General features: G+C 55.4%; 11 protein-coding genes. 5 read left to right on the top strand and 6 right to left on the bottom strand.

All coding sequences use genetic code 11. The features are described from left to right. Positions 1-2: 2 nt before the first annotated feature. The 4 genes from FHT69_RS30245 to FHT69_RS30230 are packed head-to-tail and all read right to left on the bottom strand — an operon-like array spanning position 3 to position 3,912. Complete coding sequence (locus FHT69_RS30245) at positions 3-641, bottom strand: cyclase family protein (RefSeq protein ID WP_280952049.1); 639 nt, start codon at positions 639-641, stop codon at positions 3-5. A 14-nt stretch (positions 642-655) separates the two neighbouring features. Next, on the bottom strand, positions 656-1,438 hold the full coding sequence (locus FHT69_RS30240; protein ID WP_183904194.1) for a hypothetical protein: 783 nt from the start codon (positions 1,436-1,438) through the stop codon (positions 656-658). 1 nt (position 1,439) lies between these two features. Then, positions 1,440-2,867, bottom strand: a complete 1,428-nt coding sequence (locus FHT69_RS30235) for a class I adenylate-forming enzyme family protein (RefSeq protein WP_183904193.1) — start codon at positions 2,865-2,867, stop codon at positions 1,440-1,442. Between the two features lie 7 nt (positions 2,868-2,874). Continuing rightward, positions 2,875-3,912 (bottom strand): 4-hydroxy-2-oxovalerate aldolase, encoded by a 1,038-nt coding sequence (locus FHT69_RS30230; protein ID WP_183904192.1) that lies wholly within the window; start codon positions 3,910-3,912, stop codon positions 2,875-2,877. A gap of 544 nt (positions 3,913-4,456) precedes the next feature. Between FHT69_RS30230 and FHT69_RS30225 the strand changes: the two genes are divergently transcribed. Then, positions 4,457-4,891: a GNAT family N-acetyltransferase gene (locus FHT69_RS30225; RefSeq protein ID WP_245294605.1), complete on the top strand. Its 435-nt coding sequence runs from the start codon at positions 4,457-4,459 to the stop codon at positions 4,889-4,891. A 109-nt stretch (positions 4,892-5,000) separates the two neighbouring features. On the opposite strand, the gene FHT69_RS30220 is transcribed toward FHT69_RS30225, so the two are convergent. Next, positions 5,001-5,912 (bottom strand): glycosyltransferase family 2 protein, encoded by a 912-nt coding sequence (locus FHT69_RS30220; RefSeq protein WP_052213356.1) that lies wholly within the window; start codon positions 5,910-5,912, stop codon positions 5,001-5,003. Positions 5,913-6,218: 306 nt separating this feature from the next. Between FHT69_RS30220 and FHT69_RS30215 the strand changes: the two genes are divergently transcribed. The 4 genes from FHT69_RS30215 to FHT69_RS30200 all read left to right on the top strand — a co-directional run bounded on the left by FHT69_RS30215 (position 6,219) and on the right by FHT69_RS30200 (position 10,435). Then, entirely contained in the window at positions 6,219-6,401 is a 183-nt protein-coding gene (locus tag FHT69_RS30215) for an SAF domain-containing protein (RefSeq protein ID WP_281414286.1), read from the top strand. Further along, the gene (gene pseF / locus FHT69_RS30210; RefSeq protein ID WP_183904498.1) at positions 6,398-7,099 is read left to right on the top strand and encodes a pseudaminic acid cytidylyltransferase; all 702 of its coding nucleotides are present in this window, start codon (positions 6,398-6,400) and stop codon (positions 7,097-7,099) included. Before FHT69_RS30215 ends, pseF begins: the two co-directional genes overlap by 4 nt. Positions 7,100-7,384: 285 nt before the next feature. Further along, positions 7,385-8,437: a pseudaminic acid synthase gene (gene pseI, locus FHT69_RS30205; RefSeq protein WP_183906358.1), complete on the top strand. Its 1,053-nt coding sequence runs from the start codon at positions 7,385-7,387 to the stop codon at positions 8,435-8,437. A gap of 723 nt (positions 8,438-9,160) precedes the next feature. Beyond that, the gene (locus FHT69_RS30200; RefSeq protein WP_183904500.1) at positions 9,161-10,435 is read left to right on the top strand and encodes an O-antigen ligase family protein; all 1,275 of its coding nucleotides are present in this window, start codon (positions 9,161-9,163) and stop codon (positions 10,433-10,435) included. A 145-nt stretch (positions 10,436-10,580) separates the two neighbouring features. On the opposite strand, the gene FHT69_RS30195 is transcribed toward FHT69_RS30200, so the two are convergent. Further along, complete coding sequence (locus tag FHT69_RS30195; RefSeq protein WP_183904501.1) at positions 10,581-11,492, bottom strand: glycosyltransferase family 2 protein; 912 nt, start codon at positions 11,490-11,492, stop codon at positions 10,581-10,583. Positions 11,493-11,814 lie beyond the last annotated feature (322 nt).

The following is an 11,814-nucleotide window of genomic DNA, read 5'->3' as shown; positions in this document are numbered from 1 at the left end:
TGCTATTCGACAATGGCAATAGCGCGCACGGGGGCGCCATCGCCTTCTTCAATCTTGAGCGGCAATGCCGATAAGATGAAGTCCTTGGTCGGAATTTGAGACAAATTGACGAGATATTCAAGAATGGCGACTCCTGCTCCCAACAGGATCGTATGATTGGGAGAGTCGCGGTCGCTTCCGCGGCCGTTGCGCGGGTCATCGGGCATAGGTGCGTCGAAGCCCACCAGACGAATGCCGTTTTCGACTATCCACTCGCAGGCCTCCTCGCTCAGATAGGGATGGTCGCTGTAATATTTCAGGCTATCGAGACGCCGTTCCCAATCATAGCGAAACAGAATACGCGATGGGAAATCCCGTCCGATACGTTCAACAAGCATTTCCCGGGTGATTTCGGTCTTGTCAGGAAGATGAGTGAAATCCAGCACCCGAGCCGGGCCATAGTAGATATCGAGGTCGGTATTTTCGATCGTCTCACCCTTGGGCACAAAGTGACGGGGCGCATCGACATGCGTGCCGGTGTGCGTGCCCAAAACGATCTTGCGGGTTTCCCGCCCTTCGACTTCGAAACGTCCCAATTGGGTAATTTCCACAACAGGATGCCAGTGTACGGGAAAAGTCATGATACCCTCCCGCAGAGTCATAGTCAGGTCAATAATCATGTGATCGGCTCCACCAACTCAATAACCGGTCCATGCTCAGACCGGACAAGCATTATTTTCAATGATCTATTGTTCACCGTAAGCGCAAAGGATTCACTATCCCCCCGTAGCGTGGAGGAGCCCCGCGCGACAAGCGCGATGCACGGGCTGCCCGCCGCGTCCAGAGGTGAGCGTAGTATCCAGTTCGGATGATCGCTGTACTCTATGGGCAAGAGCCTGGCCTGCAGGGTTGGAATTGGACTCAACAACGACCACAGGCCGGATGCCGCGTCGGGACGAAATCGCAGCGACGAAAGAAGCTCCTTTGACGCATCAACATTGAGGCTCGGCATAAGACATGCGAAAAGGCCGGATGCTCCGCTCGCACTGAACCAGACGAATATCAGCATCAGCTCTGGATCATAAAAGACTTTAAGCGGAGCATTCAGCATCACCTCTAGTCGCTCCCAGGCCTCCTCGGTCAGCGGTAAGCAGTCAGGGCTAAGGGTTTGCCATCCGGCAAGAGGCTCAGGGGACTGAAAAACCGGAATGAGGTCTGCTGATTGCATTTCCCCTGTGTGCCCATGGTCCAGAAGTTCAATGCTCATCCCGCCCGGAGCGCCAAGTGAGCGGATATGATGCCTTCGCTGGTAACGATCGAGGAGCGCGGACTTGGTCGGGTGGTTTTCGAGATCGGGTTCGTCAAATCGCGTCGTATATCCGAGCATGGCAAGACGCGAGGTGGAACGCTCAATATCCGGGGTATTCAGTGCGATGTGGCTAAGGCCCAGGATAAGCATCTCAAATCGTTTCCCCGGCAAGCATCTCCCGGAGGTCCTTTCGTCGAATCTTTCCCGTTGGCCCTATCGGAAAGGTCGCGACATAGGCGACGCCGTCTATTTGTACCCTACCGCCTTTTTCACGCATCAGCCTCTGGGCTTTGATAAGAATATCTGCCCCTTGCGGCCGCTGTCCCTCCTCCAAGACGAGAATGACTTTCTGACCGAGTATCGCGTCGGCCAGTCCGATCAAGCAGAAAGATCGCTGACCAAAGAGAGGCGCTAGATAAGCTTCTGCCTCAAAAGGATTCACATTGACGCCGCCCCGCAATATCACATCGTCGCTGCGTCCAAGGATCGAAAGGCGGTTGTCGTCATAGCTGGCGATGTCGCTTGTCACGAACGGTTGTTGCGGAGTTCTGACGCTGCCATCTTCGAGGTAGCCCAAGAATGCGTAGGGCGTTGTGATGACAAGGGTTCCAGAATCGCCGGTCGCAATTTCAACGCCCTCCAGAGGGCAACCGACAGTCCCGAAGCACGGCGATTCTGCGTCGTCGACCGAAACATACAGAAGCTCCGAGAGCCCATAGGATTGAAGCGGAGCCAGTCCGTAAGTTGCTTCAAATGTCTCGGCGTCGGACTTGAGCATCGCGCCCGTCCCGACGAAAAGCCTCCGGAATGCTTTGGGAAGCTGCTTGTCTCCACGATCCAACTTTGTCGCCAGCGACAACATGGTCGGAGAGAGCCATAAAGCCGATACTTCGTTTTCCGCCACGACTCGCCAAAATTTAAGGGCAGTCCCTGTCGAAAATGCGGAATCGATTACAACAGCCGCGCCAGCTTGAAGCGGTGCAAGAATGCCATTGAATATTCCTGCCATGTAATACATGGGCATGACATTCAAGAAGCGATCGATATTCGTAATGCTGGTCTGCCTGTTGAAGGCGTCCGCGCAAGCGAGGAAACTCTCGGCGGCATGAACGATTCCCTTGGGTGCGCCGGTCGATCCACTGGTGAATGTGACTGTGAGAGGGGTCCCGGGTCTAACATCCGCTGGCACTTTCTCGACCGCCGGCAAATCATCCAGGCACCAGGACTCGGTGTTGCATACGGTCTTTCCCGTGGCATTCACTGTGAATTTCGCCCCAACCAGGCGGGCCGCCTTCTCGACCTCGGCAGGGCTTGCATCGGCCGGCTGCATGCACAGCGTAATGCCGTGACGCATCGCAGCCAGCAGCAGCAAGGCTGCTTGAAGAGTGTTATCCACTACGGCGACGACACGATCTCCGGGGTGGATACCCATTTGCCCCAACAGCGATGCCAACCGATCCAATATCGGAACGAGTTCTGTCCCCGCGACTTCACGTCGCCGATCGCCAGCAATATCGATGAGGATTGGATATTCCAGCTCGCGAAAGCGCTCGAAATAGCGGTCTATCAGTTTCGACATTGCCGGCTCAGAGATTTTCCTGTTCGCGCCCGTAATACTGGCTGAGAGTAAAGTGATGTTTCGTCGCGCTATGACCCTTCAATTCCAGGGCCTTTTGCTCCACCAGAGCATCGGGCGCATCCGACTGACTCTCCTGGCAGACCGCGATGATCAGGAGACGCGGATCCACGTCATATTTGAGAGCATAGCGTCTAATCACGTGCATATAACTCGAATGAAATCCGGAATAACCGCACACCAGATCGACGCTGTCATGACCCACTTGATTTAAAAGCGGCCGCACATGCTCTTCCGCCGCATCAAGCAGGCGCATGAGATTGAGATTTACCAATTTACCTTCACGATGCATCAGGGCCACGAAATGCTCTGTCATCGTGTTTCCAGTGCAGCGGCCCATTCCCTGTAGCGACGTGTCGACCAATGCGGCGCCGCAGGCTTCGGCTTCCAGCGCATTTGCCACCGCCAAGCCTAAATTGTTGTGGCCGTGGAAGCCGAATGGCAAATCCTTAATCCGCTCACAGTACTGCCGGACGGTTTTTGGAACCATACTGCCTGCGGAATCAACGATATAGACATAGTCTGCTCCCGCAGCAACGACATAGCGCGCAGCCTCTTCGAAGACAATTGGCGGCCTTGAATAGGACTTCATAAAGTTGACGCAGGCGATAATACCGGCTGCCTTGGCTTTTTCGATAAAAGGGACCGCCTTTTTATAGGCATCTATTGAGACGCCAAAACGCAAGAATCCCATTTTAAAATCAATACAGGCATCAAGGTGTTCAAGATCGCATATGCCAGGGATCGCAAACATCCCCCATTTAGCGTCTCTTACCGCTCCAGATGCAGCCGCCATATAGGCCTCATCGGTCTCCCTGGCTTCACCTTGCCCCCTATTAGAGGCATTGAGACCAACACCATGTCCAACTTCGATAAAGTCAACACCTGCTTCATCAAGTTCCAGACATATGTCCGCCGTCTGCTTGCGATCAAAACCGAAATTGATCACATACGAGCCATCACGCAGGGTTGTATCCAGTAATTTCATTGAGGCCTTCTCAGACAGCCGATGCCAGCGGCTTGGACAGCTTTGGAGCCATTACATACGTCCTTAGTATTGACGGGATCAAGCATTTAACAGTGAGGCGTCCCCTTTCTTTGGGTCGTCCGAGCCGAATTCTTGCGGTTATGAGCGCGCTCGGCCAAGCCCGCCGAAGAGCCTTTCATCAGCACAATCGGCATTTGAATAGTCCTCTAACACTCAACAAGGGATGTGTGCTTACGGCACGCCAAGCTACGTAGCTGGTGCGCAGCTCGGCTACGCTTAAGCACCCGGCGGCCCAACAATTTAGGTCGAGGTCTTACCAGCAAAGAGCGAGATGAGCGCTGCCCTGGAAGCCTCCGAGGCAAAATCACTTGCGGCGTTCCGTTCGACCCTCGACGGCCTCAAGCCTGGCGATGATGATGCTATCTTTGAAAGACTGAGGGAATCACACCCTTCTACAATGTGGCGGTCTGGCCTAGGGTCTAATGTGGAATGTTGATGACGAGTCCCGCTTGCATTGGCGGCTAAATCGAAGGGACGAGCCACTGTGTTGATACTTCGTAAGGCAACAATCTCCGACGCGAAGGCGCTTTTCGATTGGCGAAACGACCCTGCCACACGAGCGGCTAGCATCTCCACCGAAGAGATCGAGTATGATTCTCATGTTGCGTGGCTTACGGCTACGCTCAACAATACCGCTAGGAGCCTCCTTGTTGCCGAGGAAGATGGAATCCCGGTCGGAACCGTCAGGATAGACCGCGAGCCGAATGGAACCGCAGAGCTATCTTGGACGGTTGCCCCTGATGCTCGCGGGCGCGGATTGGCGAAGCGCATGGTTCAGATGGCCGCCGAAGAAACAGCCCCTACACACACAGTCCGCGCTAAAGTAAAGGCCGACAACATAGCCTCTGCGAAAGTTGCCGTTGCTGCCGGGATGGTCCTTTTCAAGAGAGACGGCGACGTCCTGTATTTCTCCCGATAATCGTCAAAGTTTCGACGCAGCGAGGAAAAAAGCGTCGATCTGCTCGGGCGTGAAGTCCATGGCAGCGAAGCCGCTTTCCATCATCGGGGACCACCTACGAAGGAGCCGATTACAATCGACCCGTTCGGCCGATCAGGCCATGGTAGATTCCGAGAAGCATCATTTTCGAATGGTGCCACCTCTTAACCCCAAACACACTAAAAAAGACGAACTGACGGAAAATGCGCAGAGCCAATATAAAGCGCCATGCCCAGCCGATCCATCGCCGCCGGATGAGCCAGACAGCATTGCGAACCGCATAATAGTGCCTCAAAGGGCTATGAACCGGGACGCTGCGGCCGTTGAAATCAATCCATTCGTCCCCCATCGAATGTTCCATGAAGGCATCGTTCACGCCAAATAAGCCGAAACCCTTTTCCTTGGCACGCAGGCCCCACTCGATATCGACATAATCAATGAATAGCCCCTCCTCCATATGACCAACACTCTTGAAGACGGCGACGGGAATAAGAGAACCTGAGGCAATCAGAAAATCGGCACTGCTTGTTTCCTCTTGCTCCGACCTGGGACGCCTCTTAAGCTTCAGCCCTTGTCGATATACAAAAGGCGCCGTTTCGCCTTGGCGATGGTCGAGATAGCTCGGCCCCACAGCCGCTACCGCAATCCCCCTTTCCTTCAAGCCTTCGAGAGCGGTTATGAGTTGCCGGACCATTCCAGCGGCAGGCACGCTATCTTGATCCAACAGCAGGATGTATTCACAACCCCGCGCCTCGGCTCGGCGGATCGCAACATTTTGCGCGTAGGCGATGCCGTAATTCTCGCCCAGACAGATGACCTCGATATTGAAGTCGTAAACGAACGAAGGAAGCTTCGTCCCGTCGCCATTATCGACCAGACAGATACCATCAACTTGGGTGCGGATGCTCTCTATAAGCGGATACAGCGCTTCGGGATCAGGCTGATATGTGACGATAACTGCGACCGTCCGAGGCTTATCCGTCAAAGCCGATTCAGCTATCATAAAGGGCATATCCTCGACTGGTTCTTCAATCTTGCAGTCACTGCGCGGGCCATTGCATTGCGGAACGCGCAAGCATGCCGCTCGCCGTGCTTCATATTATCGGCAGGACCAAAAGAGTATCGGAATTTTGCGGTGCGCAGAATCTTTCACGGCTCACGAAACTGAACGGCAATCCGCCGCATCGGCATAGGAATAGCGATTGCATAGGCGAATATGTTGACGCTAATAGGAGACGGTATGGCTATTACATCCGTTTGTCACAGTGCACGTGCCGCCAGTGCTGAGATTGATGGAGCGGCCCAGTAGTTGCAGCGTAAGCCTGTCAGAAAGGTCGAAATGTTTACCGACGTCAATCTGCGATCGATCCGCCCCGGCTTCGGCATGAAAGCGAAGCATTTCGATGCCTTGCTCGGCCGGCGTGCCGCGCGCGACATCGCTTTCGGGAAGCCCCTTGACGCCTCAATGATCGAGGGTGGGTTCGAGGCTTGAACAAGGGCTCGAACGCCGTTTGCATCATTCCGGCCCGCGGTGGCAGCAAGCGCATTCCTCGGAAGAATATTCGTCCTTTCCGCGGTCGCCCGATGCTTCTCTGGTCGGTTGAGGCTGCTTTGATGTCCGGCGCTTTCGACTCGGTCCTGGTTTCGACCGACGACGACGAGATCGCGGACGTCGCCCGCGCGGCGGGAGCTGAGGTGCCCTTCCTGCGGTCGGCTCGTACGTCCAACGACCACGCAACGACCGCCGATGTCCTGGAAGAGGTCCTCGGGCAACTCAGCAATATTGGGCACAACTACACGCTGGGCTGCTGTCTTTATCCGACCGCGCCGTTTGTACAGGGCGGAGACCTGGCCAACGGACGGGCACGCCTCGAGGACAGCGATTTCGACGTCGTGATGCCGATCGCAGCCTTTTCCTACCCGATCTGGCGATCGCTGGCGCGGGACGCGGCAGGCAGGGTGCTTTTGAATTTCCCAGAAAACCTCAATGTCCGTAGCCAGGATTTGCCGACGGCTTACCATGACGTGGGTCAGTGGTACTGGTTCCGAACTGCGGCCTTCCTGCGCACTCACATGCTTATGGGCAGCAACACCGGGTCGATCGTGGTACCGGCGGAGCGCATGCAGGATATCGACACCGAGGAAGATTGGGCGATTGCCGAATATAAACACGAGAGGCTCTTCGGATAACGGCCCCCGCCTCCATCCTTTTCTCCAATCGTCGCGGCATCCACGAGCCTTACAATTATAACCGTAAAATTATCGGCTTTGCCTCCTGCTCTATGCGATCGGGCAAAGCCGCTGACTTCGTACCTGGTAACAGAATAATTCGCGTCACCAGCCATCGTGTGCTTCCGCGATCGCGGCACAGAGCCCGCTTTGCCGAAGCTGGGGTCGCTGTCATCGTCTCGAACACCGAGTTGCGTTGACGAATATGCATGGGTAATTATGAGAGCAAAACTCCAAGGATCGCAGATGACGCAACATGAGATCTCTATTGCTGGTCGCCGCATTGCGGACGATCAACCGCCATTTATCATTGCCGAGCTTTCCGCCAACCATCTGGGAGATATCGGCCGCGCCTTGAAGTCGATCGATGTTGCGGCCGAATGTGGCGCAGATGCCGTGAAGTTCCAGACTTATACTCCCGACACACTGACCATTGACGTCGACAATGAATATTTCCGAATAAGCGGCGGCCTCTGGGATGGGCGCACTTTGTACGATCTCTATGGCGAGGCGTTCACCCCATATGAATGGCACGCCGAATTGTTTTCACATGCTAGAAGCAGAGGTATCATCCCGCTCTCGACGCCCTTCGATGAAACCGCAATCGAGCTTCTCGAAGGCCTTGACGCTCCGGCCTACAAGATTGCCTCATTCGAAGTCATCGACCTGCCACTGGTGGCTGCGGTCGCGAGACGCGGAAAACCCATGATCATTTCGACGGGCATGGCCGATCTCGCAGAAATCCAGGCAGCCGTGCAAACGGCACGCGACAACGGCGCTTCCGAAATTATTCTATTGCACTGCACAAGCGCTTATCCCGCCCCGTTCACCGATGCGAGACTGCGAACGATCCCGCACATGAAGGAAGCATTCCAGGTCATCGGCGGGTTGTCGGATCATACTCCCGGTACCGCCGCAGCTGTCGCCAGCGTTGCCCTTGGTGCCCGCGTCATTGAGAAACACTTCACCTTGTCACGAGATGACGGTGGACCGGATTCTTCTTTCTCGCTAGAGCCCGATGAACTCGCCAGACTTGTTTCTGACTGCCGCAGTGCGTGGGAGGCCCTTGGGTCAGTTAGCTATAACCTCTCCAAAAGTGAACGCGGAAGCGAGAAATTCCGCCGGTCATTATTCGTAGTGCAAGACGTCAAGGCTGGTGAAACAATCACCCACGCTCACGTTCGTTCGATCCGCCCGGGATATGGCATGCCGCCGAAGCATCTTCCGGACGTCATCGGCAGAAAGGCTGCACACGACCTTAGCCGAGGCCAGCCTCTGACGTGGAAGGATTTGGATTAGCGATTTGCTCGAGGTCGGCGTACCGTTCTCGAAACAGCGCGATCGGTACGCGCCAGCCTTCCGGTCCCATCAGGCCAGACCGCAAAACGGCGAATTCGCGCCGTTCGACGTTCCAGGGGATTGCGCCAGGCGACGACGAAGCGATCTATCAGCGTCTCCGGACTGCTCATCCATTCTACAACGGAAGCGTCTACGAGCAGATTTGATCCACTTGCTCACAAGGGTTTTTCCTGAGATGGAATGCCATGCTAGCTATCGCTTTGTGTCCCGATACGCGATCACGCCTGGAGAGGGCTACGACCTCTCCAGGCGGCGTTGCAAGGCAGACCCATTCCTTGGCGCAAAGCTCAAGGCACATCTGTGAAAAGCTGGGGCCAGAACCTTCGATGCTCTCTGTCAGCGGCCTGCCTCGACTATCCCATCGCCACTGCCGATCTGCGGCTTTTCAGAGGACAGTGGCCTATCGCTCTGGTAGGGCATCGATCATGCCGTTTGACGATCAAATTTTCAAATCAAGCGCACCTCAGGCGTGTTTTCTGGCAAAGCTGGCCCAATTGTCGCATACGCTTTCCGCCCATCATCGAATAGAAACACGTTCATCCAGACTTCCTGTTGCCGGAATACAACGTTGAATAAAGCCATAGATTGCACCGACATCCACAGCTTGACAGTGGTGACCACGATCCTTAGCGAGGCAGCGTGGGCACGGTCAGGACCGGCAAATTGAATTACTTCAGACAACTCAAAATAGCGGTTCTTGGTCCGGAGAATGGGACGGGAGATTCGCTCGACCGAAATAACCGCATTGCGGTCTTTGCCTTTGCAATCCTTCCAGGACTTTCGTCGAACTTCAACTCCTTCATCCTCCTCGCGTCCATGGTGTGGGGCATCTATTGTCTGGCGACAGGCCGACTTGCATTGAACCTGTCGAGATCCGACCGACTGGTTGCCATCGGCATGTCGATCTACCCGTTGGTGATGATCGCGAGCATATTCATCAATCCACCTTACTCCGAGGAACTGGACTGGATATTCCGGCTCCTGCCTTTCTTTTCGGTCTGGCTGATCTTGCCACGGATGCGCCACTCTCCCGATGGCCGTCTCGTGCCACTCTTTATCCTCGGCGCCGGCATCGGCATGATCCTGACCTTTCTTTTCAGTCTGCTGCAGATCATCTTTCTGATGCCGAGGGCAGAGGCGGGAACTTCGAACGCTGCACTCCTCGGAGTCATAGGCGTTCTTTTCGGCGGCATTGCGCTTCTCAACGTTCAATCTCCCAGAAGCGTAGAGCAAAGAATTGCGATATTGGGATATGCCGCGGGTCTCGGCTGCGTGCTGCTTTCGGGAACGCGCTCAGCCTGGCTGGTCATTCCCGTCCATATCGTCATCTTTCTCTGGTATTTTCGCAAACACAGCTTCCATCTGAGTTTGCGCAGCCTGGCCATTACCGGCTCCCTGCTGTTGGCGGGAATTGTCGCCTTGGGCAGCGGCCAAATCCTCGATCGCATCCAGGCGCTCCAGGGAGATCTGACAACACTCGAACGCAGCGACGGCGAGATCACATCGCTCAGCGCGCGGATCGCTTTGTACAAAGGCGCGCTATCGGCAATCCGTAAGGACCCGTTGACGGGTTATGGCCCGCAAAACCGGATGGCTTCGGTCCTGGCGGAACTCCCCGATAACATAAGGCCGCAGTTGCCCTTCTCGCATGTCCACAACGGCTTTCTGACCGCGGGAATCGACGCCGGCGTTATCGGCATTGCAGCGCTTTGCCTGATGCTCATGACGCCCGTGATAGGCGCGTGGAGAAAGGAAGCGGGGCCGGGCCGGGACATCTCCATCGCGCTCGCTCTTCTGCTCGTCAGCAGCTACGTGATCACGGGCAGCTTTGGCATCATGTTCAATCAGAAGGCTCTGGATCCGATCTTCGCCTACCTCGTCGCCCTCATTTGTGCGGATCGCGGCAGCACAGGCTTTGCGCCCGTCGTTCGCGGCTAGATCTCGATCCAGTGACTGCTATCGACGTCTCTCGCTCAGAGACAACAAGGTCGATATCGCTGTGCCTTCTAACTTGAACGCGACGTTGCGTTTACCTGCCTCAAGAGGCCTGCTTCCTTCGAAGCCGAAGATAAGGAGGCTACGCCTACAATCTGTTCAGGAGAGCGAGGATGGGAAGAAATTTGGTCTGGAGCGTGCTTTGGCGCTTTATCCCGGTTCGCTTGAGCACCGACAATCGCTCAAAGGGCCAATCACCGTTGCGAGCCCGCTGAAAAGCCTGGAAAGCGGCGCGATTTTCGGGGGTAAGACGATCCTCGAAGGTCTTGATCGCCTCTTCGTGAGCCGTGTTCCACGCACGCCATTGCCCCCGAAAAGCCATCCACAATCTGGCGACTTGCATTGAGATACCGTTGTTGGCGCCAACCAGGTTGGTGGCGTGCTGGCGGTATTTCAACACCGGTTCCGCATCGTATCGGACCACGCCGCCGCAGCCTGCCACAACAATATAGAACCACCAGTCGTGGGAAATGAGACGTGTTTTCGGCAATGTGTTGACCACAAGATCCCTTGCCGCCTGATTGAACATCATGGTGTTGCCTCCACCGATGCTCTGGACCAGGGCGTTGCGAAAACTTGGTTCGAGTTTGAACTCGGGCGACATTCCTGCATGATTGAGTTGTTCATCGACAATTTCGGTCCGAGCGAAATAAACTGCCGGTGTGCCAGGGTCGATCCGCGACAGCCAGTCGAACGCACGTTTTAGTTTTTCCGGATACCAAATGTCATCCTGGTCGCAGAACGCATAAGCGTCAGCATTTTTGAGATTCGAAAGGTTGTTGAGGAAGTTACCGCAAAAGCCGAGATTGACGGGATTTCGTGTCAAGCGGAAGCGCGCATCCTTTGCAACCAGAGCTTCGAGCATTTCGACGGTACCATCCGTTGAGCCGTCGTCGAAGAACGTCACATGCCAGTCGGTGAGCGTCTGCGCCTCAATGGATGCAATCTGCTCCCGAAGATAGCGCATTCCATTATAGGTCGCGCAAAGAATTTCTATCAACTGAATAACTCCGATCCAGCTCGTATAACGGGGCGCCCGGCGATTTGTCGATCCGCTGTTTCACCACACATATCGCAACCCCATGCGGTCGATGTGCCAGCGTGCGCCATAAAGCATGATCGTCACCTCTGCCAAGCGCCAACTGAAATTCAAAGCATGTCGGGCGTGAATTCTCGCTGGCAGCAGCGGTTATGCCACTCCAAAGGCGCCTTGCAGTCTCGGATAGAGGCGAGCCGGCACCTTTCACGCATCCGCTGGCAGAACTGGATTCTCATCTTGCTGTCCCGGCCCCGGCGCGGTATGTGCTCAGCAGCACGATTGG

This window comes from Rhizobium sp. BK008, from assembly GCF_014197345.1.
Lineage (GTDB): Bacteria > Pseudomonadota > Alphaproteobacteria > Rhizobiales > Rhizobiaceae > Rhizobium > Rhizobium anhuiense.
The sequence above is the reverse complement of the archived record's forward strand: the minus strand, read 5'-3'. Positions and strand labels throughout refer to the sequence as shown.

Bases quoted from the DNA above. Each gene is read 5' to 3' on its own strand.
- FHT69_RS30245 (WP_280952049.1), bottom strand. From the start codon at position 641: ATGACTCTGCGGGAGGGTATCATGACTTTTCCCGTACACTGGCATCCT.
- FHT69_RS30240 (WP_183904194.1), bottom strand. From the start codon at position 1,438: ATGCTTATCCTGGGCCTTAGCCACATCGCACTGAATACCCCGGATATT.
- FHT69_RS30235 (WP_183904193.1), bottom strand. From the start codon at position 2,867: ATGTCGAAACTGATAGACCGCTATTTCGAGCGCTTTCGCGAGCTGGAA.
- FHT69_RS30230 (WP_183904192.1), bottom strand. From the start codon at position 3,912: ATGAAATTACTGGATACAACCCTGCGTGATGGCTCGTATGTGATCAAT.
- FHT69_RS30220 (WP_052213356.1), bottom strand. From the start codon at position 5,912: ATGATAGCTGAATCGGCTTTGACGGATAAGCCTCGGACGGTCGCAGTT.
- pseI (WP_183906358.1), top strand. From the start codon at position 7,385: ATGACGCAACATGAGATCTCTATTGCTGGTCGCCGCATTGCGGACGAT.